Here is a 25,228-nt window from a genome sequence, read left to right as displayed (position 1 = left end):
CTCCTATCAGGCGTTACCTGGCTCAGCGTCACCTGCTTCGGATTCGGTTGCGCTAGGCAGACGAATTGGACGAACCGGCACTACTGTCGAGATAGCGTGTTTGTAAACCATTTGGCTCACGGTGTTTTTCAGCAGGATCACGAACTGGTCGAACGACTCGATCGTGCCTTGCAGTTTGATACCGTTGACCAGATAGATGGAAACCCCAACTTTCTCTTTACGTAAAGTATTCAAGTAAGGGTCTTGTAGCGAATGCCCTTTTGACATGTGCCGCACTCCTTTAAGGATTCAATAATAAAAAATAGGTAATTCAGATGGCTTTGGCCGTCACACCCCCAAGGATAGACGGCAATTGCAAGGACTCAGCTCAATATGGAGATGGTCCCAAGGTATTTCAAGGCGCGTGGCAGATTGTCGCAATCAAGACTGTCCAGCCAGTGTATATCTTCCCAGCTGCGCAGCCAGGTGAACTGGCGTTTGGCCAATTGGCGCGTGGCGATGATGCCGCGCTCCTGCATTTCGGCCAACGTCAGCTTGCCATCCAGGTAGTCCCAGACTTGGCGGTAGCCTACCGCACGTATAGACGGCAACCCCGAATGCAGGTCACTTCTTTTACGCAGGGCTACGACCTCGTCGATGAACCCCTGTTCCAACATAATTGTGAATCTTTGTTTAATGCGCTCGTGCAGTACCTGACGATTCGCCGGGGCAATGGCCAAGTTCGCGACAGTATAGGGCAATTGTTGCAGTCCCGAAGCGGCTGCTTCAGTACTTTGCGCAGATTGTTGCTGGCGCAGCTCGGTCATGCTCTGACCGCTGACTCGATAAACTTCCAGCGCGCGACTCAGGCGCTGCGGATCGTTCGGGTGAATCCGCGCTGCGGATACCGGATCGATGGTCGCTAATTGGTCGTGCAGGGCTTGCCAGCCAAGGCGTGCAGCCTCTTCTTCGATCTGCGCACGGACCTCGGGATCGGCGGCCGGCATGTCTGCCAGGCCTTCGACCAAAGCCTTGTAATAGAGCATCGTGCCGCCGACCAGCAGCGGAATTTTCCCGCGCGCGGTAATTTCGGCCATGGCTTGCAGGGCATCACGACGGAAATCCGCAGCGGAATAGGCTTCGGCCGGATCGAGAATATCGATCAAACGGTGCGGATATTCGGCCAGCAGTTCTTTCGAAGGCTTGGCGGTGCCAATGTCCATGCCGCGGTAGACCAACGCCGAATCAACGCTGATCAGCTCGCACGGCAGCACCTTGGTCAGCTCGATGGCCAGATCGGTTTTGCCCGCAGCGGTCGGGCCCATCAGAAAAATCGCTGGAGGGAGTTGGCTCATCAACGACCGCGCAAGAACAGTTTGTCCAGATCGTCCAGGCCCAGTTGGGTCCAGGTCGGTCGGCCATGGTTGCATTGACCGCTGCGTTCGGTGTTTTCCATGTCACGCAGCAGGCCGTTCATTTCCGGCAGGGCCAGGCGCCGATTGGCGCGAATCGCGCCGTGGCAGGCCATGGTGCCGAGCAATTCGTTGAGGTGTGCCTGAATCCGGTCGCTGGTGCCGTATTCCATCAAATCCGACAGCACGTCGCCGACCAGACGGTTGGCTTCAGCCTGCTTCAATAACGCCGGAATCTGGCGGATCGCCAAGGTTTCCGGGCCCAGACGCTGCAATTCAAAGCCCAAACGCTGAAACCATGCCGCGTGCTCTTCAGCACAATCGGCCTCGCGCTGGCTCACGGCCAGGGATTCCGGCACCAGCAGCGGCTGGCCGCTGAGGCCTTCGCTGGCCATGGCGATTTTCAGACGCTCATACATGATCCGTTCGTGGGCGGCGTGCATATCCACCAACACCAGACCTTGGGCGTTCTCGGACAGAATATAAATGCCTTTGAGCTGCGCCAGCGCGTAACCGAGCGGCGGAATGTCTTCCTGACCGGCCGGCAATGCGTTGGCATTGGCTTCCGGCAGCGGTGCGAAAAACTCTCGATAAGCAGCTTGCGCCTCGGCAGCCGGCGGCACTGCCGATTGCGGACGTGGCGTGTATTGATACTGATAAGCCCCGCCAGCACTGGCACCGGACGAAGTATTGAACGCCGGTTGCGCCTGCGGTTGCTCCAGCAAGGCATTGGCCGCCAGACGCATTTCACCCTGTGGGCCGAACTCACCGGCATCGAGGCCCGTTGGCCGCACGACGGCTGTGGTCACGGAACCGGCAAGCTGATCTTCCGGACGCACATCGCCCAACGCTCGGTGCAAGGTGCCATAAAGGAAGTCATGCACCATGCGCCCGTCACGGAAGCGCACTTCGTGTTTGGTTGGGTGCACGTTGACGTCGACCGCCGCCGGATCGACTTCGAAAAACAGTGCAAAGGTCGGGTGCCGGCCGTTGAACAGCACGTCGCGATAGGCCTGACGCACAGCGTGGGCGACCAGTTTGTCGCGCACCGCTCGGCCATTCACGAAGAAATACTGCAAATCCGCCTGACTACGGTTGAAGGTCGGCAAACCGACCCAGCCCCACAGGTGCAAGCCGTTGCGCTCGATCTCGATCGGCAACGCCTGCTCAAGAAACCCCGAACCGCAGATCGCCGCCACACGCCGAGCGCGGGCCGCATCATCGTGGGCTTCGTGCAGGCTGAGAATGGTCTTGCCGTTGTGGCGCAGATGAAACGCGACGTCGAAACGCGCCAGCGCGAGACGCTTTATCACTTCTTGCAGGTGATCGAATTCGGTTTTTTCGGTCTTGAGAAATTTGCGTCGCGCCGGGGTGTTGAAGAACAGGTCGCGGACTTCCACCGAGGTGCCGACCGGATGCGCAGCTGGCTGAACCCGAGGCGCCATGTCGCGGCCTTCGGTTTCCACCTGCCAGGCCTGATCGGCGTCGCGGGTGCGCGAGGTCAGAGTGAGGCGCGCCACGGAGCTGATCGACGCCAGTGCCTCACCACGGAAACCGAGGCTCATCACCTGTTCAAGGTCTTCCAGGTTACGGATTTTACTGGTGGCGTGACGAGCCAGGGCCAGCGGCAGATCATCGGCGGAAATACCGCTACCGTCGTCGCGCACGCGCAGCAGCTTGACGCCACCCTGCTCGACGTCGACATCAATGCGTCTGGCGCCGGAGTCGAGGCTGTTTTCCAACAGTTCCTTGATCACCGAAGCCGGGCGTTCAACCACCTCACCGGCGGCGATCTGGTTCGCCAGCCGTGGGCTGAGCAGTTCGATGCGGGCAGCAGCGTTCAACACTTCGTTCATTCTTTGGACGCCAGTTCGGTGCCTGGAATGGTCAAGTGTTGACCGACTTTCAGCTCATCACTTTTCAGGTTGTTGGCGGCGCGGAGCGTGGCCGGCGATACCTGATAGCGCACGCCGATCATCGCCAGCGTTTCGCCCGGACCGACGCGATGATCGCGCGGGCCTTGGACAATTTTGCCGGAATCACGCAACCAGGCGATGTAGGTGCCCGGTGGCGGGTTCTGCTGGAAGAACTGACGCACGCCGCTGCTGATCGAACGCGCCAGCGCTTGCTGGTGGCTCGACGCCGAGAGTTTGTTCGCTTCGTTGGCGTTGGAGATAAATCCGGTTTCGACCAGGATCGACGGAATATCTGGCGACTTCAACACCATGAACCCGGCCTGCTCCACCCGCTGTTTGTGCAGCGGCGTGACGCGACCGATATTGGTCAGGACTTTCTGGCCGACGTTTAGGCTGGAGGTCAGCGAGGCCGTCATCGACAGGTCGAGCAATACGCCGGCGAGCATGCGGTCCTTATCGTCGAGGCTGACGTTACCGGCCCCCCCGATCAAGTCAGAACGGTTTTCGCTGTCGGCCAGCCAACGCGCGGTCTCCGACGTTGCACCACGATCAGACAGGGCAAACACCGACGCACCAAACGCTGCGGCAGATGGCGCGGCGTCGGCGTGGATCGAGACAAAAAGGTCGGCGCCTTTCTTGCGGGCGATTTCGGTACGGCCGCGCAACGGGATGAAGTAGTCGCCGGTACGGGTCAGCTCGGCGCGGAAGCCTTTCATGCCGTTGACCTGACGCTGCAGTTCGCGGGCGATCTGCAATACCACGTCTTTCTCACGCTGACCGCGCGAACCGGACGCACCCGGGTCTTCGCCACCGTGGCCGGCGTCGATCACCACAATAATGTCGCGCTTGCCGGCCGGGGCTGGCGGCAACTTGATTGCAGGCTCGGTCGGGGTTACCGGCACCGCTGGCACGGTCGCCACCTGCGGCGTTGGCGCCGGCGGCGGTGCGGCGTCGGCCGGGTTGTCGAACAGGTCGACCACCAGACGGTTGCCGTACTGCGCGTTCGGCGCCAGCGAGAAGCTTTTCGGGGTGACGGCTTTCTTCAGGTCGATGACCACGCGCAGGTCGGTCGGCGTGCGCTGGGCCGAGCGCATCGCGGTGATCGGCGTGTTTGCGGTCTGCACATTCAACGGAGCACCGAGGGTGGCACCGTTGATGTCGATCACCAGCCGGTCCGGTGAGGTCAAGGTGAAGACGCTGTGCTGCACCGGGCCACTCAGGTCGAAGACCAGTCGCGTGTTGTCCGGCGCCCGCCACAGGCGCACGCTGTTGACCTTTGAATCGGCCACAGCGTTGACGGTTACTGCCATCAACAACAGTCCAGCGGCAGCCACCAACGCGCGAAAGCGCATACCTAACCCCATCATTTAATTGGATTCCAATGCCAAAGCGGCACACCAGGCCTCGCCACGCGAACCCTGGGATAAAATTTTCAGCGAACGCCCGCTGTCTTGCGGGCTAATGGTAATGGTCAGGTCAGGCTTTGGCAAAAAGCCTGCACCTTTATCGGGCCATTCGATCAGGCACATCGCATCGTCTTCGAAGTAGTCGCGGATGCCGAGAAACTCCAGTTCTTCCGGATCGACCAGGCGATACAGGTCAAAGTGGAAGGCGCGGATGTCACCGATTTCGTAAGGTTCGACCAAAGTGAAGGTCGGACTTTTTACCGCGCCGACATGGCCCAGCCCGCGAATGATGCCTCGCGACAGGGTGGTTTTGCCCATGCCCAGATTGCCTTCGAGAAAAATCAGGCCATGGCCTTGAGTCACGCGGGCGATCCGTGCGCCAAAGTCGCTCATGGCCTGTTCATCGGCCAGGTACAGGGTTACTTCAGACACGGTGCTTGCTCCTCCAACAACTGACGAATGGCTGGAATCAGATCACTGGCCGCCAGCCCACGGCCGAATTTTCCTTGTTGCCTACCGGCATTGGCGTGCAGCCAGACGGCCAGACACGCGGCCTCGAAACCGTCCAGGCCTTGCGCAAGCAGCGCACCGGTCAAGCCCGCCAGCACGTCGCCGAGTCCAGCGGTGGCCATGGCCGGGTGGCCTTGGTGACACAACGCCAGACGGCCATCGGGATGCGCGATCAGACTGCCCGCGCCCTTCAACACGACCACAGCTGTATATTTTTTGCTCAATGCCAGCGCCGCCGCCGGACGATCCGCCTGCACTTCGGCCGTACTGATGCCCAGCAATCGCGCCGCCTCTCCCGGATGCGGGGTGATCACGCAATCCTTGGGCAGCTCAACGAAACCGCTTGCCAGCAGATTCAGCGCATCGGCGTCCCACACTTGCGGCAATGCCGCGTTGGCCGCCGCCGACAACAGTGCGCGCCCCCAACTGGCCTGCCCCAATCCCGGACCGACCACCAGCACAGAAACTTTCTCCAGCAAACCCATCAACTGATTGGCCGATGAGGTGCCAAGCGCCATGGCTTCTGGCACACGAGTCAGTGCTGCCGCGACATGCTCTGGGCGAGTCGCCAGCGAAACCATACCCGCGCCGCTGCGCAAGGCCGTTTCGGTGCTGAGCAGAATCGCCCCGCCAAAGCCGTGATCGCCACCCATCAACAGCACATGACCAAAGCGGCCCTTGTGCGAAGTCGGTGCACGCGCCGTCAACCCCGGAAGATTAGCCGTGTTGAGCCGTTGGCCGATGATCGGAATGTCACGATAGATGTCGGCGCTGGCCTGTAAATCGTTAAACACCAATTGGCCGACATGATCCGCCGCGTCGCCGGTGAACAGGCCGATTTTCAGCCCGATAAAGGTCACCGTAAGATCAGCCTGCACAGCGGCGCCCAGAACATGCCCGGAGTCAGCGCTTAGACCTGAAGGGATATCGACGGCAGTCACCGACAAACCACTGGCGTTAATTGCCTTGATCGCCGAGACATAAGGCTCGCGCACATCCCCGCTCAGCCCCGTGCCGAGCAACGCATCGAGAATGATCCCGCGCATTTCGCTTTCAGCCTGCCAGCCCTGCACCACAACACCTTCAGCCAACGCCTCGGCACGGGCCTGCGCGGCATCGCCCTGTAAACGCTGCGGATCGCCGACCGCCAACACGCGCACCGACCACCCGGCTCGCTGCGCCATGGCCGCGACCAGATAACCGTCACCGGCATTGTTGCCGTGCCCGGCCAGCACCGTCAGTTCAGTTGCCGACGGCCATTGCCGCACCAACGCACGCCAGGTCGCATGCGCCGCGCGCTGCATCAATTCGAAGCCCGGCGTACCCGCGGCAATCAGCCGTGCATCGAGTTCGCGCACCTGCGCGGCGCCATACAGCGCGTCGGGTAATTGATCTTTCGTGTGCGGCATGCGTCTTCGGGCTCCGATGTCTGGCAGAATTATACGCACCTCAGCTCCGGTTTCTCTCGCCTCATGTCCGCCATCACCACAGACCTGCCCGCCCTCGCCCAATCGATCAAGGATTGGGGCCGCGAGCTGGGCTTTCAGCAAGTCGGCATCAGCGGCCTGGATCTCGCCGAGCATGAACAACATCTGGAGCGCTGGCTCGCGGCCGGCTACCACGGCGAAATGGACTACATGGGCGCCCACGGCAGCAAACGCTCACACCCGGAAGAACTGGTGCCGGGCACATTGCGCGTGGTTTCGTTGCGCATGGACTACCTGCCGGGCGACACCGAAATGGCCAAACGCCTGGCCCAACCGGAAAAAGCCTACGTGTCGCGTTATGCCTTGGGCCGCGATTACCACAAATTGATCCGTAAACGTGTGCAGCAATTAGCCGACAAGATTCAATCCGAGATCGGCCCGTTCGGTTTTCGGGCCTTTGTCGACAGCGCGCCGGTGCTGGAAAAAGCCATCGCCGAGCAGGCCGGGCTGGGCTGGATCGGCAAAAACACCTTGGTGCTGAACCGTAAGGCTGGCAGCTATTTTTTCTTGAGCGAGTTGTTCGTTGATCTGCCGTTGCCAGTGGATGATCCGCACAGCACCGAACATTGCGGCCGCTGCACCGCGTGCCTCGACATCTGCCCGACCAATGCCTTCGTCGGCCCCTATGTGCTGGACGCGCGACGCTGCATTTCGTACCTGACCATCGAACTGAAAAATGCGATCCCCGAAGACCTGCGCCCACTGATCGGCAACCGCGTGTTCGGCTGCGACGACTGCCAGATCGTCTGCCCGTGGAACCGTTTCGCCAAACCCTCTGGGGAGAGCGACTTCAAACCACGGCACAATCTGGACAATGCGGAACTGGCTGAGTTGTTTATGTGGGACGAGGACAAATTCCTCAGCAGCACCGAAGGCTCACCGCTGCGCCGCGCCGGGTATGAACGCTGGTTGCGCAATCTGGCGGTAGGGCTCGGTAACGCGCCGTCGAGCATTCCAGTGCTGGAAGCGTTGAAGGCACGGCGGGATTATCCGTCAGAGCTGGTGCGCGAGCATGTGGAGTGGGCGCTTAGGCAGCATGCTGAACGCAGCAGCTAACGTCATCGCTGAATTCCGACTGGTTTTCTCCACTTCGCGCTGCGCCCCTTACCGGTAGGCTCAATCAACCCTTCGGCCTTCAGGGCGCGCAGAACTGAACGTACTGTGTCTCGGCTCACTCCGGGGCAAGACTCCTCAATTTCTGTAATAGAAAAAGGCAGATTCCTGCCCAAAGCTATCTCCCTGACCCGATCACTTTTTCCGCCACGGCGCGTATCGATAGTCCCGACGCGCTCTTCGAACTCTTTGTACGCTCGAAGTAATGCACCCCAAAAATAATCCAACCAGGGTTGCACGTCGTGCGTGCCGTCGTGCCATCGTTTAGAGCTGATCTCCAGCGTCTCGTAATAGCCTTCCTTTGATTCCTCAAATATCCGCTCAAGACTGATGAAGCGACCGACTCGATAGTCGAACTGGTAAAGCAGTAGTAACGTCAACAAACGAGCTACACGGCCATTACCATCCGAGAAAGGATGGATGCATAGAAAATCCAGGACGGTGAGCGGTATCAGGACAAGAGGGTCAGCTAGATTTTGCTGAGCTGCCAGATGGTATTGCATCAGCATTTCAGCCATTGCAATAGGCGTTAGATGCGCGGCCACTGGTTGAAAGCGAATCCGCGAAGTTCCGTCGGGGTTACGTTCGATGATGTCGTTGTTTGTCGCTTTCCAGTCACCACCCGACTGCGGCAGATAGCGGTATAGCAAACTGTGTAGCTGCCTCAGGACACCCTCAGAAAAGGGCATGTCCTCGGCCGCCTCGTGGATGAGTGATAACGCATCGCGATAACCCGCAATTTCCTGTTCAGATCGACTCTGCGGATCGCTGGTTTTGCTCATCAGCGATTTCAAGCGCGCGGGCGTGACAGTCACACCCTCCAAGCGGTTGGACGACTCCGTTGATTCAATTACAGCAAGCTGTTTCAGATCGTCTAAAACCTGAGGGGATTGAGCTATGAATAGCTGTTGCTTGCCTCGGAATTCTCCCAGTGTTCTCAGCGTCGCGATCTGCGATCCGTTATAGCGCAAGGAACCGAGAAACTCAGGAGTCAGGGAGTGCATTTCAGGATGCCTTTTAAATGGGGGAAGAAATGGCTAAATGGGGTATTTAAAGTTTCAAATACCCCATTTAATTCATTTTTTACCCTATTTACACCCCGCAAACTATTCAACTATCCCTACAGAATATTTCGACCGCAGCGCCCACCCGATTTCAGGGCGCGTCGTTGTAAACGAACTTAGGCATTTCCCAATGGAAGCGGATCGCTAGCAGCCGCAGCAGGAAACCGCCGAACAGCGTGATCGGAATCGCCTGTTCGCTTGGCACATTCAGATACAGGCAAAGCATGTAGCACCACGCCGCCGCGAACGAGACGCTGGCGTAGAGTTCTCGGCGGAAGATCAGCGGGATGTCGTTGCAGAAAATATCGCGGAGGATGCCGCCGAAGACGCCGGTGATCACGCCGCTGACGGAGGCAACCAGCATGCCGTGGCCCATTTCCAGTGCGGTCATGCAGCCGATCAGGGTGAAGGCCACCAGACCGACGGCGTCGAGCACCAGAAACAGTGAGCGCAGGTGGCGCATCCAGCGGGCGGTGAATACTGTGAACATTGCTGCGACCGAGGTCAGCACCAGGTATTCCGGGTGTTTGACCCACGTCAGCGGGTAGTGCCCGAGCAGTACGTCGCGCACCGAACCGCCGCCCAACGCCGTGACGCAGGCGATCAGCACTACACCAAACCAATCCATGCCGCGGCGGCCGGCGGACAGCGCGCCGGTCATGGCTTCAGCGGTGATGGCAATCAGATAGAGCATCAGCAACATGGTGGCGATCCAGTCAGGAAGGCGCGCAGTCTAGCCATTTCGGTGCGGCACCAAAAGAGGGCACCACAGCAAACACAAAACCCCGTAGGAGCTGCCGCAGGCTGCGATCTTTTGATCTTGATTTTCAGGTTCAAAGAAAGATCAAAAGATCGCAGCCTTCGGCAGCTCCTACAGGGATCGCATCAGAACTTGATGAAGTGCTGGCGGTAGTGCTGCAGCTCGGCGATCGATTCGCGAATATCGTCCAGCGCCAAATGGGTGCTGCCCTTTTTGAAGCTGTCGCGTACGTCCGGTGCCCAGCGTGCCGCCAGTTCCTTGAGCGTCGAGACGTCGAGGTTGCGGTAGTGGAAGTAGCTTTCCAGCGCTTTCATGTGGGTATAAAGGAAGCGCCGATCCTGGCAGATGCTGTTGCCGCAGATCGGCGACTTGCCCTTCGGCACCCATTTCTCGAGGAAGGCGATGGTTTCCGCTTCGGCTTCGGCCATGCTGATGCGGCTGTCGCGCACGCGCTGAGTCAGGCCGGAGTTGCCGTGGGTGCGGGTGTTCCACTCGTCCATGCGCGCGAGCACTTCGTCGCTGTGGTGGATGGCGATCACCGGCCCTTCGGCCAAGGTGTTGAGATCACTGTCGGTGACGATGGTGGCCATTTCGATGATGACGTCGTTGTCCGGGTCAAGGCCGGTCATTTCGAGGTCGATCCAGATCAGATTCTGCGGGTTTTGCATGTTTCGGCTCCTGAGCAATGCTGCGCAGTTTAGCCTAGGCCGGCTGCCGGGCGTGCTAAACTCGCGGCCGTTTTACCTAATCGCTGCATTCTTCAGACGGAACACCCATGGCCAAACGCCAACTCAATCGTCGTCAAAACTGGCGCATCGAAAAGATTCAGGGCGAACGCGCCGCACGCGCCGCCAAACGCGAGTCCTCGGCTGTCGAAGCCCTGGAGGGCGGCGACCTGGGCCCGGAACAGACCGGCCTGGTGATCGCTCACTTCGGCGTGCAAGTCGAAGTCGAAGCCATTGACGGCGAACAGGCTGGCCAGGTTTTCCGCTGCCACTTGCGCGCCAACCTGCCTGCGCTGGTGACCGGCGACACGGTTGTCTGGCGTGCCGGCAATCAGGGCATCGGTGTGATCGTCGCGCAACTGCCGCGTACCACCGAACTCTGCCGTCCGGACAGCCGAGGCCAGTTGAAGCCGGTCGCGGCCAACGTCGACATGATCGTCATCGTCTTCGCCCCGCTGCCCGAGCCGCATGCCAACCTGATCGACCGCTATCTGGTCGCCGCCGAACACGCCGGCATCCGCCCGTTGCTGTTGCTGAACAAATTCGACCTGATCGACGAGCACAACGCACCGGCGCTCAATGCGCTGCTGGCGGTGTACCGCACGCTGGGTTATCCGGTGCTGGAAGTGTCGGCGCACCACGGTGACGGCATGGAACAGCTGCAAAAGCAGCTCGACGGACGCATCAGCGTGTTCGTCGGTCAGTCCGGTGTCGGCAAGTCGTCGCTGGTCAACAGCTTGCTGCCTGAAGTCGAAACCCGCGTCGGGCCGCTGTCCGAGTTGTCCGGTCAGGGCACGCACACGACGACCACCGCGCGCCTGTTCCACTTCCCCGGCGGCGGTGAGCTGATCGACTCCCCGGGTATCCGTGAATTCGGCCTCGGCCACGTCAGCCGCGCCGATGTTGAAGCCGGTTTCATCGAGTTCGACGACCTGCTCGGCACTTGCCGTTTCCGCGACTGCAAGCACGACCGCGAACCCGGTTGCGCCTTGCTCAAGGCACTGGAAGACGGCCGCGTTCAGCAACAGCGCATGAACAGCTACCGCTCGATCATCGCCAGCCTGCCCGAAAACGGCTATTAAACAGTCGCACCGGCAGCCCTTTCCCCAAGGGCTGCCGGATGTCGGTTTTCCCCTGACACCCTCCTCCCTTTTTTAAACACCGGTCTTTTCTGTAGGACTTTTGCACGCCTGTTTGCAGGACATTTCTCTTTCTTCGCCCAAGCCTTGTGGGCACGTTTCATGAGCCTACATTGAGTTCCTCGTCGCACGTTCGCGCCCCTGAGGAACCCCCATGCAAACCTACCATTTGTTCATCAGCCACTCGTGGAACTACTCCCACGCCCACGACAATCTGGTGCGCCTGCTCAGTGCCCACCCCGACTTCACCTACAAGAATTTTTCGGTGCCGCCGCACAACCCGATCATGGGCGCGCAGACCGAAAAACAGCTCGAAGAAGCCATCGAAAACAAGATTCGTCCGTGCTCGGCGGTGCTGATCATGGCCGGCATGTATTCGACCTACAGCAAGTGGATCAACAAGGAAATCGAGATCGCCAAGCGCATGGGCAAGGTGATCATCGCGGTGAAACCGTTCGGCGCCGAGCGCATTTCCACGGTGGTGCGTAACGCCGCACACGCCGAATGCGCGTGGAACACCAACAGCATCGTCGGCGCGATCCGCCTGCACACGGCGGCCTGATCATGCGCAAGGGACTGTTTATCGGCATCAACGACTACACGCATATTTCGCGCCTGAGCGGGTGCAGCAATGACGCCATGGCCATGGCCTCGGTGCTGAAAACCGACGCCGACGGCGACCCCAACTTCAAGAATGTCGTGCTGACGTCGGCTGAGGATTACCTGGGCCGGGAGATGCTCGAAGACCAGATCCGCGAGCTGTTTTCCGGCGACTGCAATGTCGCCCTGCTGTATTTCGCCGGGCATGGCGGTTTCGATACCGACAATGACGAAGGCATGTTGCTGCCCCAGGATTATCGCAACGCCAAGGACGGCATCCGCATCAGCGACATCCTCAACTGGGCGAGCAAAGCCACGCGCATCAAGAACAAAGTGATCATCCTCGATTGCTGCCAAAGCGGCGCCGCCGGTGAAGTGCGCGCCTTGCGCAGCGAAAGCAGTGTGGTCGGCGAAGGCATGACCATTCTGACCGCGTGCAAAAAGGAAGAACCGGCCATGGAAGGCGCGCAACACGGCGTGTTTACCGGTTTACTGCTGCAGGCTTTGCACGGTGGCGCGGCGAACATTCTCGGCAAGATCACGCCCGGCAGCCTCTATTCCTTTGTCGATAACGCGCTCGACGCTTGGGAACAACGCCCGGTGTTCAAGACCAATGTGTCGCAGTTCATTTCCCTGCGCGAAGTCTCGCCGCTGATCCCCAAAGAGATCCTGCGCAAATTGCCCGAATGGTTTGCCGAAGCCGAATCGACCTACCCGCTCGACCCCAGCTACGAACCGACCGAGGCCAGCTTCAATCCGGAACACGGCGAGGTCTTCGCGCAACTGCAGAAGTGCAATCGCCACAGCCTGATCGAACCGGTCGACGCCGAGCACATGTACTACGCCGCCCTCCACTCCACCGGCTGCCGCCTCACCGCGCTCGGCGCCTACTACCGCGAACTCGCAATCAAAGGACACTTCTGATGCCTGTGTTTATCAGCTACCGCCACATGGATCGTATGCAGGCCATGGCGATCAACAGTCGCCTGAAACAGGCGAACATCAAGACCTACCTGGATGTGCTCGATCCGGAATCACAGACCACCGACGACATCACCGGCGTCATCACCCGCAACATCACCGAGTGCACGCACTTGCTGGCGGTGGTGTCGGAGCGGACGGCTTCGTCGTGGTGGGTGCCGTTCGAGATTGGTGAGGCGACCATCAGCAACCGGCGGATCTGCTCGTTCAAGACCGGGCCGGCGGAGCTGCCGCTGTATCTGGATAAATGGCCGAAATTGAGTACGGATAAAGATCTGGATTTCTTTATTGATGCTTATCGTGAGGAAGTGACGAATAAGCGTTCGGTGATGCTGGATTCGATGAGTGAGTCGATGAAGGGGACTTACAAGAGGAATGCTGAGCAGTTTCATGATCAGTTGAAGGGCAGGATTCGGCGGGGGTTTTGATTGTTCGGCTTGGCTTGATAGCCCCTCACCCTAGCCCTCTCCCGGAGGGAGAGGGGACTGACAGCGGTGATTGTGCGAGGTACGCCGACCTGAAATTCCTGAGTCGTACTCAGGTTTTGAACTGCACAAAGATCTGCTCCATTTCCGCAGTCAAACGCAAATTCTGAACAGCATGAAGATCGGCTCCCCTCCTTCAGTCAAACGCAAATTTTGACAACCACGAAGATCGGCTCCCTTTCCCCTCTACCCCTTGGGGGAGAGGGTTGGGGTGAGGGGGTGCTCTTGGCGCCACACCAAATCTCAAACCGCCAGCCACAAAAAAAGCCGACATCTCTGTCGGCTTTTTCGTCTCTTACTGCTTCGGCGCAGGAGCCGGCGCTGGCACCGCACTCCCCGGTTCCGCCGGTTTCGGCGCGGCGTCATCAAACAAGTTCAGCCGCTCACGCAACTCATGCGGCGGCACCGGTTGCTGATCCGCCGGCAAAGCATTCGGATCAACCGGCGTTGTCGGGGTGGCGCCGTTGTGGCTTTCATCGACTGGTTTCGCCGCGTCCGCACCTTGCGCACCCTCGATCGCTTCCTGGGCCTTTTTGGTCAAGACGACGATGTCGATGCGGCGGTTGACCGGGTTGAACGGATTTTCCCGGTCGAACAACGCCGACGAGGCATAACCGACGACCCGCGCCACTTGCGCATCCGGATAGCTCCCCGCCACCAGTGCACGACGTGCAGCGTTGGCGCGGTTGGCCGACAGCTCCCAGTTACCGAAATCGCCCGTGCCGGTGTAAGGCTTGGCATCGGTGTGGCCGCTGATGCTGATCTTGTTCGGCACGGCTTTGATGGTGTCAGCCATGGCCAGCAGGATGTCTTCGAAGTACGGCTTCAGGCGTGCAGAACCGGAGTCGAACATCGGCCGGTTCTCGGCGTCCATGATCTGGATACGCAAGCCGTTCGGCGTGATCTCGAAGAGAATCTGATCCTTGAATTTCTGCAGTTGCGGGTTCTCGTCGACCTTGTTCTGCAGTTCTTGCAGGAGCAGCTCCAGACGTTCCTTCTCGACCTGCTCGGCCATGCCTTCAACCTGCTCGGTGTCGACCGTGACCTTGTCAGGCTGCGGTTGCGACTTCACTTCCGGGTTGAGGGTGTTTTCCGGGGCCAGGGTCGGCGTGCCGCCCAGGTCGATGATGTAAGGCGTGCCGCTTTCGGAGAAGCCGACCGGGTCTTTGAAGTAACCGGCGATGGCGATCTTCTGCTCCGGTGTGGCGGTGGACAGCAGCCACAACACCAGGAAGAACGCCATCATCGCCGTGGCGAAGTCGGCGAAGGCGATTTTCCACGCCCCGCCGTGATGCCCGCCGGCTATGCGCTTGACGCGCTTGATGATAATCGGCTGATTATTTTCCATTTCTTAGCGACCGCGAACGGCTTGTTCCAGCTCGGCAAAGCTTGGACGGTGGGCCGGGTACAGCACCTTGCGACCAAACTCGACCGCCAGCGATGGCGGCATGCCGGAAGCCGAAGCCACCAGCGAGGCCTTGATGGCTTCGTAGACGTTCAGCTCTTCCTTGGCATCGTGCGCCAGGGAGTGCGCCAGCGGGCCGAAGAAACCGTAGGCCGCGAGAATACCGAAGAAGGTACCAACCAATGCCGCACCGACGTGCAGACCGATGGACTTCTGGTCACCTTCACCCAGCGAGGCCATGGTCACCACGATACCGAGTACCGCCGCGACGATACCGAAACCCGGCATGGCGTCGGCGATGCCGTTCACCGCGTGGGATGGATGCTCAAGGTCTTCCTTGAGGCTGTACAGTTCCATGTCGAACAAGCCTTCCAGCTCGTGCGGGGCCATGTTGCCGGACGACATGATGCGCAGGTAATCGCAAATGAACGCGGTCATGCGCTCGTCTTTGAGCACCGCCGGGTACTTGGCGAAGATCGGGCTCGCAGCGGCGTCTTCGATGTCGCCTTCGATGGCCATCATGCCTTCGCGGCGGCTCTTGTTGAGGATCTCGTAGATCAGCCCGAGCACTTCCAGATAGAACGTGTGGCTGAAGCGCGAACTGAACATGCTCAGGGATTTCTTGAGCACGTGCATCGTCATGTAGCCGGGGTTGGCCTGGAGGAATGCACCCAGTGCCGCACCACCGATGATCAACACCTCAAAGGGCTGGATCAGGGCGGCAATCTTGCCGTGGGAGAGCACGTATCCGCCGAGCACGCTCGCGAATACGACGATGATGCCGATAATTTTAGCCATAGGTAGAAAGTACTTACTTAAGTCGGGTTCAAGGTCATATTCGGAAGTTAAAAAATCTCTTCTTCTACTTATCGGCAAAACTGCGCCAGACTATAGCCAGTTCAGGCGAAAAGCCAATTTAGCCCATGCCGGGCGCGTCTACAGTCAGTGAAGATCCCGTCCAGACATGGCTAATGAAACGAACGTCCCACACGCAAAACCGACCACGCTCGACGGCTGGGTAAAGTTGCTCGATGGCGTGCGACTGCCCGTGCCGCAAGAGGCTCACGACAAAGTCTGCCGCGCGATCCGTGACAATCGCAGCTCGCTGCGCGACATCGCCGACCTGATGCAGGACAGCCCGGCACTGGCCTTGAGCATCATCCGTGAGGCGAATCGTCACACCCACGGCACCATGGCCACACCAGCGGAAAATCTCGAGGTGGCGATCAATCGTCTGGGCCTGGCACGGACCGAAGAACTACTGGCGCGCCTGCCCGCTGAACCGCAGATGCAAATCCCCAAGGCCCTGCGCCAATTGCAGATGATCAGCCAGCACGCGACGCAACAGGCCAACGGTTTTTTCGCCAGTCGCCTGGCGCGGCTGTGGCAGGACATTCATTGGGGCAGCCTGCTGTTTCTGTCGCCGCTGTGGCCGTTGGCGCTGACCTATCCGCAATTGCTTGAAGAATGGGAACTGCGGGTTATCCACAAGGGCGAATCGGCGCGCGTGGTCGAGAAGCAATTGTTCGGCGTGCGCCTGCTGAAAATCGCCGAGGCGCTGGTGCAAGTCTGGCACCTACCGATCTGGGTGCAGCAAGGCTATAAACTGCTGCTCAGCGAACAGCGCGAACTGGTCAAAGTCCTGCGCATCGCCCGTGACAGCGAACATCCGCTGCGCCAGCAAAACCGCCTCGACGATGATCCGACCCTGCGCCGCTGGCTCAATCAGCCGGCCAACACCGTGCTGCTGGCCAACGGTCTGGCACTGTCGGCGCAACAGGCCTGGGACAGTCCGCACAGCGAACGCTGGCAGTACCTGACCAGCCTGTATCTGCAGATTTCCATGGACGAGGTGCAACAACAGTTGCACCAGCAAGCCGCCAACAGCGCGCGTCATCATGCGATGCCGGACTTGTGGCACCCGGCGGTTTCGTTGCTGTGGCCGTGGGGCACCCGTCGTTTGCCGGCCGGCATGTTGCCGGCCGCCGCGCCCACCGCTGAAGACCTGGGCCAGTGGCGCAAGCAATGCGCCGAACTGCTCGCAGAACCGAGCCGCTTCACCAATGCCATGAGCCTGACGGTCGCCGCTCGCGACGCATTGGTCGCCAGCGGCATGCGCCGCGTAATGATCCTGATGGCCGACCGCACGCAGTCCAATCTGCGCGTGCATCAAACCGCCGGGCTGCCGAAAGAAGCGGCGGCGCTGAATTTTGTCGTCGGTCAGAGCAAGGTCCTGCAACGGCTGCTTGCGCAACAGGCGCAGGTACGCATCACTCCAGAGAACGATGCGCAATTCTCCGCCCTGCTGCCAGCGAGCCTGCGCACGCTGTTTCGCGGCGAGCATCTGTTCCTGCGTTCACTGGTCAACAACGGGCGGGTGATCATGATCGTCGTCGCCGATCAGGGCGGCGGGCCGTTCGCCGACATCACCGTGCAGGCCTTTGGCAAAACCGCGCAGTGCATCGAAAAAGCCCTGCACAGCTTTAGCAGCCGTGGCCGATGAGGCTGCGCTACAATTCCCCCCTTTGTGCTCTGGAGACCTCACATGTCTGACTTCTCTGGCTTGCCGCTCGTCATCGAGCCGAGCGACCTGCTCCCGCGCCTCGATTCCCCTGAACTGATTCTGGTGGATCTGACCAGCGCTGCCCGCTACACCGAAGGTCATCTGCCCGGCGCACGCTTTGTCGACCCGAAACGCACCCAGCTCGGTCAGCCGCCGGCGCCGGGTCTGCTGCCGGCCAAAGCCGATCTGGAAGCTCTGTTCGGTGAACTGGGCCACCGCAAAGATGCGGTCTACGTGGTCTATGACGACGAGGGCGGCGGCTGGGCCGGGCGCTTCATCTGGTTGCTCGACGTGATCGGTCACGACAAGTACCACTATATAGACGGTGGTCTGCCGGCATGGCTGGCAGATGGCATGCCGATGTCGATCCAGGTGCCTGCAGCCGTCGGTGGCCCGCTGCCGTTGACCTTGCACGACGGGCCGACTGCCACGCGCGAATATTTGCAAAGCCGTCTCGGTGCTGCTGATCTGGCGATCTGGGATGCGCGCGGGCCGCTGGAGTATTCCGGTGAGAAAGTGCTGGCCGCCAAGGCTGGGCACATCCCCGGCGCGGTCAATTTCGAATGGACTGCCGGCATGGACAAGGCCCGTCAGCTGCGCATTCGCACCGACATGCCGCAGATCCTCGAAGACCTCGGGATCACCAAGGACAAAGAAATCATTACCCACTGCCAGACCCATCACCGGTCGGGCTTCACTTATCTGGTGGCCAAATCCCTCGGTTATCCGCGGGTCAAGGGCTACGCCGGTTCCTGGGGCGAATGGGGCAACCACCCTGACACGCCAGTCGAGATTTAAGGTTTTTAAGGACAACTAATGAAAGAGCGTCTGTTTATCCTCAGCCAGTACCTGCTGCCTCATCACCTGCTGTCGCGCCTGGCCGGCTGCGTTGCCGAGTGCCGCGTGCGCTGGTTCAAGAATGCCTTTACCCAGTGGTTCGCCAAGCGTTACCAGGTGGACATGTCGCAAGCACTGGTCGAAGACCTGACCGCTTACGAGCACTTCAATGCCTTCTTCACCCGCGCTCTGAAAGACGGCGCGCGTCCGCTGGACGAAACCCCGGGCGCGATCCTCAGCCCGGCCGACGGTGCGGTCAGCCAGCTCGGCCCGATCGAGCACGGTCGCGTGTTCCAGGCCAAGGGCCACAGCTTCAGCGTGCTGGAACTGCTCGGCGGTGATGCGGCCAATGCGGCGCCGTTCATGGGCGGCGACTTCGCCACCATCTACCTGTCGCCAAAGGACTACCACCGCGTGCACATGCCGCTGGCCGGCACCCTGCGCGAAATGGTCTACATCCCGGGCCGGATTTTCTCGGTCAACCAGACCACCGCCGAAAACGTCCCGGAACTGTTCGCCCGTAACGAGCGTGTGGCGTGCATCTTCGACACCGAGCGCGGGACGATGGCCGTGGTGCTGGTGGGCGCGATGATTGTCGCTTCGATTGAAACCGTGTGGGCCGGTCTGGTCACGCCGCCGAAGCGCGAACTGAAAACCTTCCGCTACGACGAAGCTGCGCGTGCGCCTATTCATCTGGAAAAAGGCGCGGAACTGGGGCGCTTCAAACTGGGTTCGACCGCCATCGTGCTGTTTGGGCCGGATCAGGTGAAATGGGCTGAAGAGCTGGCGGCAGGTTCGCCGGTGCAGATGGGCCAAGGCCTGGCGCTGCCAAAAGCCTGATGCAGATTTTGCGGGAGCAGCGTTGTGCTGGTCCCGCAGATTCCACTATTTGCTGCTATGGTTTTTGGCATGAGCCAGACCATCTCTCCCCCACCGTTGCGCGCCTCGATCCCGACGCAATCGCGCCTGTCGTTTTGCGAAGCCACCCCGCGCGACCTCAAGCGCTGGATCGCCGGCCTGCCCAAGGCCAACATCGGCGAAACCGCTCGCCTGCTGTATCAAGGCCTGGGCGAACTCAACCAATTGCTCACACCCAGCGACAACCGCCTCAACCTGCTGGAGCTGTTGCGCCCCGAGGTTTATTTCGTCTGCCAGCATCTGGAACGACACTTCCTGCATCAAGCGATCATGCTCGACGAACGTTCGCGCAAAATCAGCAATCTGTGCCAGGCGCTGCAAAGCCATCTGGCCATCGGCTATAAACAGATCGTGCTGCGGATTGCGCCGAAGTACAGCAAGGATCGCGCGGCATTGGTCAGCACGGCCCTGCAACGGGCGGCCCATGCACTCAAAGGCCAGTTGCTGCGCGCCACGCAGCTGTATAGCTCGCCGCCGGAGCATGTGTGGTTCGAACTGCATCAGCTGTATCGCACCGCCTGCGAACTGCAGCTCCAACAGCGCCGGGTCCATGACGACCTCGCCAGCCTCACCACCGAACTCAGTTTCGAACAGACTTACATCGCCGCTCTGCTGCTGGGCAGCGCACGCTGCAATCAATTGCGGCAAAACCAGATCGCCCGATTGGCCGAAGTAATCGAACCGTGGAGTGCCCTGCTCAAATTGCATCCCGGCCGTACGAGCGAAGGCCTGTTTGCAATCAGCCCGGCAATCGATGCCGGCCCGCGCTACCGCAACATGTTTCGAAATGAAGAACAGGCCGGATTGCTCGGCTTCGATCCGCAGCCGCTGGTGAACGCCATCGAAGCGCATTTGCAGCATCAGCACACCTCACCCTCCCTGCCAGTACCGACCGGACTGAGCCTCGATACCCTGCAGCACCTGCATGCCACTTGGGGACAGGCCGCCGAGCGCAGTTTTCAGCGCACCGTCGGCCAGGGCCATCTGACCGTGTGTGTGGGCATGAGCGCTCTGCACTTCTACCTCGGTGGCGAGCGCAGCTTCAGCGAACTGCTCAAACATCCCGGAACGCGCTCGGCGAACTTCAGCAGCGCCGTGATCAAGGGTGAAAAGGACAGTTGGAGCCAGGCCTTCGACGCGGCACCGCAGAGCAAGGCTGATGAGTTTTTGCCGTACGAGGAAATCCAGTACGACCATTTGCCCGAGGATGAAAACGGCACGGACAGTACGCCGCACTACCCGACCCATGTCCTGCCGGTGATCAATCACAGCCCCGGCGGATACTGCCTGGCGTGGCCAAATGAAGTGCCCGCCGAGTTGCAGGCCGGAGAAATGCTCGGCATCCAGGACAGTGTCAGTCTGGGCTGGAGCATCGCGGTCATTCGCTGGATCCGCCAGGTACGCGGCGGCGGCACGCAAATGGGTATTGAACTGGTGGCGCCACATGCCCAGCCTTGCGGCCTGCAACTGGTGCGCTCGCGGGACGATCACAGTCAGTATTTGCGCGGATTATTGTTACCGGAGATCAGCGCGATCGATCTACCGGCAACCTTGCTGGCACCGCGCTTGCCGTTTCAGGAAGGCAACAAGGTGATGATCAACACCCAGGGCGAAGAGCACCGCGCCGGGCTGGATCGGCGGGTGGCGAGTACACACAGCTTCAATCAGTTCGCCTATCGCTCGCTGGAGACTGCGCGCAATGGCGGGAGCGAGGAGGATTTTGATTCGTTGTGGAAGTCACTTTGAAGCAAAAGATCGCAGCCTGCGGCAGCTCCTACAGAAAAACGCATATTCCTCTGTAGGAACTGCCGCAGGCTGCGATCTTTTGATCTTGATTACAACTGCCCGTCGCGATCGCGGAAACCCAGCAGATACAGCACGCCATCCAGACCCAACGTCGAGATTGCCTGCTTCGCCGATTGTTTCACCAGCGGCTTGGCGCGGAACGCCACGCCCAGCCCGGCAATCGCCAGCATCGGCAAGTCATTCGCGCCGTCGCCGACCGCGATGGTCTGTTCCAGACGCAAACCTTCCTTGTGCGCCAGCTCTTTGAGCAAATCAGCCTTGCGCTGCGCATCGACAATCGGCTCGATCGCCACGCCGGTGCACTTGCCGTCGACCACTTCCAGCTCGTTAGCGAACACGTAGTCGATGCCGAGTTTGGCTTGCAATTGCTTGGCGAAATAAGTGAAGCCACCGGACAGGATGGCGGTCTTGTAGCCCAGACGCTTGAGTTCGGCGAACAGTGTTTCGGCGCCCTCGGTCAGGCGCAGGGAAGCGCCGATCGAGTCGAGCACGCTGACATCCAGACCTTTAAGCAAAGCCAGACGTTCTTTGAAACTGGCGCGAAAATCCAGCTCGCCGGCCATCGCCCGCTCAGTGATTTCGGACACCTGCTCGCCCACCCCGGCAGCCTTGGCCAGCTCGTCGATGACCTCGGCTTCGATCAGCGTCGAGTCCATGTCGAACACCGCCAGACGACGATTGCGACGGAACAGCGAATCTTCCTGGAAGGCGATGTCGACGTTCAGCTCTTGGGCAACGCTGAGGAATTCGGCACGCAGCGCCTGCGGATCAGCCGCTTCGCCACGCACGGAAAACTCGATGCAGCCCTTGCCCTTATCAGCCGGGGTGTCCAGCGGCATGCGACCCGACAGACGGTCGATGTGATCGATGTTCAAGCCATATTTGGCGGTGATCGAGCTGACGGCCTGCAACTGGCCGGCGGTGACTTTGCGGGTCAGCAAGGTAACGATGTGGCGTTTCTTGCCCTGATTGCCCACCCATTGCTGGTAATCCTCTTCGGACACCGGGGTGAAGCGCACCTGCTGGTCGAGCTCATAGCCCTTGAACAGGATGTCCTTGAGCACGGATTTACCCTGCTCGGAATCGGGGATTTCGACCAGGATGCCGAACGACAGGGTGTCGTGGATCACCGCCTGACCGATGTCGAGAATGTTCACACCACCTTGTGCCAGAACGCCGGTAATGGCCGCAGTCAGACCCGGACGGTCGACTCCCGTGATGTTAATCAGGACGATTTCGCGCAACGCGCACCCCCGCAACTGGAAAAAAACCGCATTCTACCCACTTTCAGTGACCATCGGGCACCGCGAGCGCTTTGCCGGTCTAGGGCCTGTCGCTATACTGCGCGTCAACTTCACGGACAAAAGAGCCGAGCTCAGTGAACCGGCCAACGCCAGTTAAAACCGATAACTTCTTCCTGCTGATCTTCCGTGCACTGCGCCACCGCCGTGTACCGATTGCATTGCGCATTGCCAGCCATAACGTGATCCTGGTCGCTCTGGCCCTGGTGATCTATGCCGGCGTGATGGGTTTGCAATTCAAGCAGGCCATGCACCAGCAGGCCGATGCGCTGGGCGAAAGCCTGACTACGCAGACCGCGACCTCTGCCACGGAGCTGTTGGTGTCCAACGACATCCTCAGCCTCAACGTGCTGCTCAACAACCTGACCAAGAACAAACTGGTGGCCCACGCGGCGATCTACAGCGTGGATAACCGCATCCTCGCCGAGTCCGGTCAGCGCCCCAAGCACAGCCTGCTGGGCGAAGCCGAGGGCATGTACGAGAGCAAGATCACTTTCCAGGACGTCACTGCCGGGCAACTGCGCATCAGTCTGGACATGGATCAGTTTCAGCAGCCGATGACCATCAGCCTGCAAAGTATGGGCATTCTCAGCGGGATCCTGTTGGCGCTGTCGCTGGCCCTGAGCCTGCGCATGGGCCGCTACCTGTCGACGCCGTTGCTGCAACTGCGCGTCTGGTTGCGCCGCATCGACGAACACACGCCGGGCATCGACCGTCAGGATGAAATCGGCGATCTGGCGCGTCAGCTGCACGCCAACTACGCGCCGGAGCCTGCACCTGAACCGGAGCCGGAATTCGAAGACGAAGAAGACGAGCCGGAATTCGAGGTGCGCAACTTGCGTGATCCGAGTTTCGACGAAACCCGTCCGATGGCCGCGCAGAAGCCTGCACCGCGACATCTGGTCAGCACCGTCGAAGACGATGATGACGATGACGCATTCGCCGACCTGCGCGACGAGTCGCTCAATGGCGCGCCGCAACCTGTCGCCCGCCAACCGTCGCCAAGCGTGCCGCAGCACACCGCCGTGCTGGCCGTGCAACTGGGCTCGCAGGAGCAGCTGCGCCGCTTGCCACGGGCACGTCTGGAAGAGTTGCAGGAGCGCTATCGCGACTGCCTCGACCAGGCCGCTTCGCTGTATCAGGGCGAAATCGAAACCCTGAACGACGGCAGCACGCTGATGCTGTTTCACACCGAAGACAGTGGCGATGATTACCTGACCAACGCGATCTGCTGCGGCGAGCTGCTGCGCGCGCTGGGCCATCAGTTGCAGATTGAGGTCGCGGACAGCGGCATCACCCTGCAATTGCAACTGGGCCTGACCTTGGGCGATGAATTGTTCGGCCTGAGCCAGATCGATCTGCTGCTGACCGATTCGGCACAGGACGCACTGGCCTTGTCGCAGCACAGCCGCAACCTGCTGCTGGTTGAGCGCAAGATCAGTGATGACGCGCTGATTCGCCAGCGTGCGCGGATCCGCCCGATTGCCAGCCCTGAGGGTGCCTGCTGTGTAGAGCGGTTGATGGAGCCTTATCCGTCGATGCTGGAACGGCAACTGGCGCGGATGCATGAGCGTCGGGCTTAAGTTGTAGGAGCTGCCGAAGGCTGCGATCTTTTCGCTGCTAAACATAAGGCTCGCAGACGAGTGATTGTCTGCGGGCTTTTTTGTGGGTAATAGAAAAGCCCCTCACCCTAGCCCTCTCCCGGAGGGAGAGGGAACCGATCCGGGAATACTGAAGACCTACAGCGACTTGAACGCCCAGCGGTGAATCCATAATCGCCAAGATCTTTCAGGTCGATATATAACGCCAGACACCACGGTCGCCCCTGCTCTACCGAATCCATAATCGCCAAGCTCTTTCAGGTCGATGCATAGCGCCAGACACCACGGTCGGCTCCCTCTCCCTCTGGGAGAGGGCTGGGGTGAGGGGCTTTTGATCTTGCCTACCAAACCCCAGACACAACAAAGCCCGCACAAGGCGGGCTCTGTTCTGACTCGGTCCAGGCTTAGAAGCGGAACACTTCCATATCTGTCCGAATCGGCGAGGCCATCGGAATCTTCGGCTGCTTCTCGGCTTCCGCTGCTGGCGCCGCCGGCTTCGGTGCCGATTTACGCGGCGCCTCGGCCACCGGCGGCTGATTGGCCAACGGCTTCAGCGCCACCGACAATTGCTCGGCCAGACGCTGCAGCAAAATACCCTGTGCCTGCACCTGCGAAGCCGTACTGCCGGCATGCAGCTCTTGCAGGTGAACGATGCGGTTATCGCGCACCTGACCACGACGGTCGATCAAACGCCATTGCGCATCAAGTATCGCCGGTTGTTTCTGGCCAGAGTCCAGACGTGTAATGGTCAACAACACCTGCACATCCGGAGTGAACCCCGTTGTGGCCGGTGCCAGCACCACACGTTGGCTGTCCAGATGGCCAGCGACCTGACGCATCAGCAACTGATCGATATCCGACGAAAGGCTGCCAGCCCAACGACCGTCGGTCGCCGCTTGCAGACTGCCGTCTGGTTGACGTTGCAGTAATGTTTCACGTTGCAGGTAATCGGCTACGACTACCGGGCCTAATAAAACCGCCATGCCTGCGCTTTGCGCAGGCTGAACCGGACTTCCGCTGTCCAGTTGATACAGCGACACCGGCTGGTGAACGCTGCAACCCGCCAGGCCCAAAACGCCGGCGAGCAGGAAAATAAGGGGGCGCAGAGCTGTCATCATCCCGTCCAGGTGGCCGCCACAAGGCTGACCACAGTGAAAATACTCAATAAATATGAAGAACGCTCAGCCACGCCGGCGCTTGGAAAGGCCATATCATCCGTG

23 protein-coding genes are annotated in these 25,228 nt (G+C 60.1%); 10 read left to right on the top strand and 13 right to left on the bottom strand.

Annotated features, from left to right (window positions below; genetic code table 11):
* Positions 1-6: 6 nt before the first annotated feature.
* The 6 genes from hfq to ACZZ0A_RS28390 all read right to left on the bottom strand — a co-directional run bounded on the left by hfq (position 7) and on the right by ACZZ0A_RS28390 (position 6,632).
* A complete protein-coding gene (gene hfq / locus ACZZ0A_RS28415) occupies positions 7-267 on the bottom strand; it encodes an RNA chaperone Hfq (protein WP_007902656.1) in 261 nt (86 codons plus the stop codon).
* Positions 268-362: 95 nt separating this feature from the next.
* Positions 363-1,334 carry a tRNA (adenosine(37)-N6)-dimethylallyltransferase MiaA gene (miaA, locus tag ACZZ0A_RS28410; RefSeq protein ID WP_095113497.1) on the bottom strand — a complete coding sequence of 324 codons (972 nt, stop codon included), beginning with the start codon at positions 1,332-1,334 and terminating at the stop codon, positions 363-365.
* The gene (gene mutL / locus ACZZ0A_RS28405; RefSeq protein WP_463544121.1) at positions 1,334-3,235 is read right to left on the bottom strand and encodes a DNA mismatch repair endonuclease MutL; all 1,902 of its coding nucleotides are present in this window, start codon (positions 3,233-3,235) and stop codon (positions 1,334-1,336) included. Before mutL ends, miaA begins: the two co-directional genes overlap by 1 nt.
* Positions 3,236-3,243: 8 nt before the next feature.
* On the bottom strand, positions 3,244-4,617 hold the full coding sequence (locus ACZZ0A_RS28400; protein ID WP_409212662.1) for an N-acetylmuramoyl-L-alanine amidase: 1,374 nt from the start codon (positions 4,615-4,617) through the stop codon (positions 3,244-3,246).
* A 57-nt stretch (positions 4,618-4,674) separates the two neighbouring features.
* Positions 4,675-5,145, bottom strand: a complete 471-nt coding sequence (gene tsaE, locus ACZZ0A_RS28395) for a tRNA (adenosine(37)-N6)-threonylcarbamoyltransferase complex ATPase subunit type 1 TsaE (protein WP_007915806.1) — start codon at positions 5,143-5,145, stop codon at positions 4,675-4,677.
* A complete protein-coding gene (locus ACZZ0A_RS28390) occupies positions 5,133-6,632 on the bottom strand; it encodes an NAD(P)H-hydrate dehydratase (protein ID WP_463544027.1) in 1,500 nt (499 codons plus the stop codon). The genes tsaE and ACZZ0A_RS28390 overlap by 13 nt, the downstream gene beginning before the upstream one ends.
* A gap of 63 nt (positions 6,633-6,695) precedes the next feature.
* Between ACZZ0A_RS28390 and queG the strand changes: the two genes are divergently transcribed.
* Entirely contained in the window at positions 6,696-7,766 is a 1,071-nt protein-coding gene (gene queG / locus ACZZ0A_RS28385) for a tRNA epoxyqueuosine(34) reductase QueG (RefSeq protein WP_007915804.1), read from the top strand.
* Positions 7,767-7,768: 2 nt separating this feature from the next.
* On the opposite strand, the gene ACZZ0A_RS28380 is transcribed toward queG, so the two are convergent.
* From ACZZ0A_RS28380 to orn, 3 genes are all read right to left on the bottom strand, one after another.
* Positions 7,769-8,827 (bottom strand): Fic family protein, encoded by a 1,059-nt coding sequence (locus ACZZ0A_RS28380; protein ID WP_007915803.1) that lies wholly within the window; start codon positions 8,825-8,827, stop codon positions 7,769-7,771.
* Positions 8,828-8,978: 151 nt separating this feature from the next.
* On the bottom strand, positions 8,979-9,590 hold the full coding sequence (locus tag ACZZ0A_RS28375) for a trimeric intracellular cation channel family protein (protein WP_007915802.1): 612 nt from the start codon (positions 9,588-9,590) through the stop codon (positions 8,979-8,981).
* A gap of 182 nt (positions 9,591-9,772) precedes the next feature.
* Positions 9,773-10,315: an oligoribonuclease gene (gene orn, locus ACZZ0A_RS28370; RefSeq protein ID WP_007915801.1), complete on the bottom strand. Its 543-nt coding sequence runs from the start codon at positions 10,313-10,315 to the stop codon at positions 9,773-9,775.
* A 107-nt stretch (positions 10,316-10,422) separates the two neighbouring features.
* Between orn and rsgA the strand changes: the two genes are divergently transcribed.
* The 4 genes from rsgA to ACZZ0A_RS28350 all read left to right on the top strand — a co-directional run bounded on the left by rsgA (position 10,423) and on the right by ACZZ0A_RS28350 (position 13,520).
* Entirely contained in the window at positions 10,423-11,454 is a 1,032-nt protein-coding gene (gene rsgA, locus ACZZ0A_RS28365) for a small ribosomal subunit biogenesis GTPase RsgA (protein WP_007915800.1), read from the top strand.
* A gap of 211 nt (positions 11,455-11,665) precedes the next feature.
* Positions 11,666-12,073 carry a TIR domain-containing protein gene (locus ACZZ0A_RS28360; protein ID WP_123376895.1) on the top strand — a complete coding sequence of 136 codons (408 nt, stop codon included), beginning with the start codon at positions 11,666-11,668 and terminating at the stop codon, positions 12,071-12,073.
* A gap of 2 nt (positions 12,074-12,075) precedes the next feature.
* Positions 12,076-13,035 (top strand): caspase family protein, encoded by a 960-nt coding sequence (locus ACZZ0A_RS28355; RefSeq protein WP_053116762.1) that lies wholly within the window; start codon positions 12,076-12,078, stop codon positions 13,033-13,035.
* On the top strand, positions 13,035-13,520 hold the full coding sequence (locus tag ACZZ0A_RS28350; RefSeq protein ID WP_053116761.1) for a toll/interleukin-1 receptor domain-containing protein: 486 nt from the start codon (positions 13,035-13,037) through the stop codon (positions 13,518-13,520). Before ACZZ0A_RS28355 ends, ACZZ0A_RS28350 begins: the two co-directional genes overlap by 1 nt.
* A 352-nt stretch (positions 13,521-13,872) precedes the next feature.
* On the opposite strand, the gene motB is transcribed toward ACZZ0A_RS28350, so the two are convergent.
* Both motB and motA read right to left on the bottom strand, forming a co-directional pair.
* Positions 13,873-14,925 (bottom strand): flagellar motor protein MotB, encoded by a 1,053-nt coding sequence (gene motB / locus ACZZ0A_RS28345; RefSeq protein ID WP_123376894.1) that lies wholly within the window; start codon positions 14,923-14,925, stop codon positions 13,873-13,875.
* Positions 14,926-14,928: 3 nt separating this feature from the next.
* A complete protein-coding gene (gene motA, locus ACZZ0A_RS28340; RefSeq protein WP_007915795.1) occupies positions 14,929-15,780 on the bottom strand; it encodes a flagellar motor stator protein MotA in 852 nt (283 codons plus the stop codon).
* A 166-nt stretch (positions 15,781-15,946) separates the two neighbouring features.
* On the opposite strand from motA, the gene ACZZ0A_RS28335 reads away from it, so the two are divergent.
* The 4 genes from ACZZ0A_RS28335 (at position 15,947) to ACZZ0A_RS28320 (ending at position 21,046) form a co-directional block, all read left to right on the top strand.
* A complete protein-coding gene (locus ACZZ0A_RS28335; protein WP_007915793.1) occupies positions 15,947-17,485 on the top strand; it encodes an HDOD domain-containing protein in 1,539 nt (512 codons plus the stop codon).
* Between the two features lie 42 nt (positions 17,486-17,527).
* Entirely contained in the window at positions 17,528-18,343 is an 816-nt protein-coding gene (gene rhdA, locus ACZZ0A_RS28330; RefSeq protein ID WP_007915787.1) for a thiosulfate sulfurtransferase, read from the top strand.
* Positions 18,344-18,361: 18 nt separating this feature from the next.
* Positions 18,362-19,222: an archaetidylserine decarboxylase gene (gene asd, locus ACZZ0A_RS28325; protein WP_463544026.1), complete on the top strand. Its 861-nt coding sequence runs from the start codon at positions 18,362-18,364 to the stop codon at positions 19,220-19,222.
* A 69-nt stretch (positions 19,223-19,291) separates the two neighbouring features.
* Entirely contained in the window at positions 19,292-21,046 is a 1,755-nt protein-coding gene (locus ACZZ0A_RS28320) for a molecular chaperone (RefSeq protein WP_463544025.1), read from the top strand.
* Positions 21,047-21,135: 89 nt separating this feature from the next.
* On the opposite strand, the gene serB is transcribed toward ACZZ0A_RS28320, so the two are convergent.
* Positions 21,136-22,350: a phosphoserine phosphatase SerB gene (gene serB / locus ACZZ0A_RS28315; protein ID WP_008079219.1), complete on the bottom strand. Its 1,215-nt coding sequence runs from the start codon at positions 22,348-22,350 to the stop codon at positions 21,136-21,138.
* A 134-nt stretch (positions 22,351-22,484) separates the two neighbouring features.
* On the opposite strand from serB, the gene ACZZ0A_RS28310 reads away from it, so the two are divergent.
* Positions 22,485-23,990: an AhpA/YtjB family protein gene (locus ACZZ0A_RS28310; protein ID WP_463544024.1), complete on the top strand. Its 1,506-nt coding sequence runs from the start codon at positions 22,485-22,487 to the stop codon at positions 23,988-23,990.
* 422 nt (positions 23,991-24,412) lie between these two features.
* Here the strand turns inward: ACZZ0A_RS28310 and ACZZ0A_RS28305 are convergent, their stop codons facing one another.
* Positions 24,413-25,123 carry a PqiC family protein gene (locus ACZZ0A_RS28305; RefSeq protein WP_007915780.1) on the bottom strand — a complete coding sequence of 237 codons (711 nt, stop codon included), beginning with the start codon at positions 25,121-25,123 and terminating at the stop codon, positions 24,413-24,415.
* Positions 25,124-25,228 lie beyond the last annotated feature (105 nt).

The sequence above is a fragment of the Pseudomonas sp. AC242 genome, assembly GCF_979258655.1.
The sequence above is the reverse complement of the archived record's forward strand: the minus strand, read 5'-3'. Positions and strand labels throughout refer to the sequence as shown.

Bases quoted from the DNA above. Each gene is read 5' to 3' on its own strand.
- hfq (WP_007902656.1), bottom strand. From the start codon at position 267: ATGTCAAAAGGGCATTCGCTACAAGACCCTTACTTGAATACTTTACGT.
- miaA (WP_095113497.1), bottom strand. From the start codon at position 1,334: ATGAGCCAACTCCCTCCAGCGATTTTTCTGATGGGCCCGACCGCTGCG.
- ACZZ0A_RS28400 (WP_409212662.1), bottom strand. From the start codon at position 4,617: ATGGCAGTAACCGTCAACGCTGTGGCCGATTCAAAGGTCAACAGCGTG.
- ACZZ0A_RS28390 (WP_463544027.1), bottom strand. From the start codon at position 6,632: ATGCCGCACACGAAAGATCAATTACCCGACGCGCTGTATGGCGCCGCG.
- queG (WP_007915804.1), top strand. From the start codon at position 6,696: ATGTCCGCCATCACCACAGACCTGCCCGCCCTCGCCCAATCGATCAAG.
- ACZZ0A_RS28380 (WP_007915803.1), bottom strand. From the start codon at position 8,827: ATGCACTCCCTGACTCCTGAGTTTCTCGGTTCCTTGCGCTATAACGGA.
- ACZZ0A_RS28375 (WP_007915802.1), bottom strand. From the start codon at position 9,590: ATGTTGCTGATGCTCTATCTGATTGCCATCACCGCTGAAGCCATGACC.
- orn (WP_007915801.1), bottom strand. From the start codon at position 10,315: ATGCAAAACCCGCAGAATCTGATCTGGATCGACCTCGAAATGACCGGC.
- rsgA (WP_007915800.1), top strand. From the start codon at position 10,423: ATGGCCAAACGCCAACTCAATCGTCGTCAAAACTGGCGCATCGAAAAG.
- ACZZ0A_RS28360 (WP_123376895.1), top strand. From the start codon at position 11,666: ATGCAAACCTACCATTTGTTCATCAGCCACTCGTGGAACTACTCCCAC.
- ACZZ0A_RS28355 (WP_053116762.1), top strand. From the start codon at position 12,076: ATGCGCAAGGGACTGTTTATCGGCATCAACGACTACACGCATATTTCG.
- ACZZ0A_RS28350 (WP_053116761.1), top strand. From the start codon at position 13,035: ATGCCTGTGTTTATCAGCTACCGCCACATGGATCGTATGCAGGCCATG.
- motB (WP_123376894.1), bottom strand. From the start codon at position 14,925: ATGGAAAATAATCAGCCGATTATCATCAAGCGCGTCAAGCGCATAGCC.
- motA (WP_007915795.1), bottom strand. From the start codon at position 15,780: ATGGCTAAAATTATCGGCATCATCGTCGTATTCGCGAGCGTGCTCGGC.
- ACZZ0A_RS28335 (WP_007915793.1), top strand. From the start codon at position 15,947: ATGGCTAATGAAACGAACGTCCCACACGCAAAACCGACCACGCTCGAC.
- rhdA (WP_007915787.1), top strand. From the start codon at position 17,528: ATGTCTGACTTCTCTGGCTTGCCGCTCGTCATCGAGCCGAGCGACCTG.
- asd (WP_463544026.1), top strand. From the start codon at position 18,362: ATGAAAGAGCGTCTGTTTATCCTCAGCCAGTACCTGCTGCCTCATCAC.
- ACZZ0A_RS28320 (WP_463544025.1), top strand. From the start codon at position 19,292: ATGAGCCAGACCATCTCTCCCCCACCGTTGCGCGCCTCGATCCCGACG.
- ACZZ0A_RS28305 (WP_007915780.1), bottom strand. From the start codon at position 25,123: ATGACAGCTCTGCGCCCCCTTATTTTCCTGCTCGCCGGCGTTTTGGGC.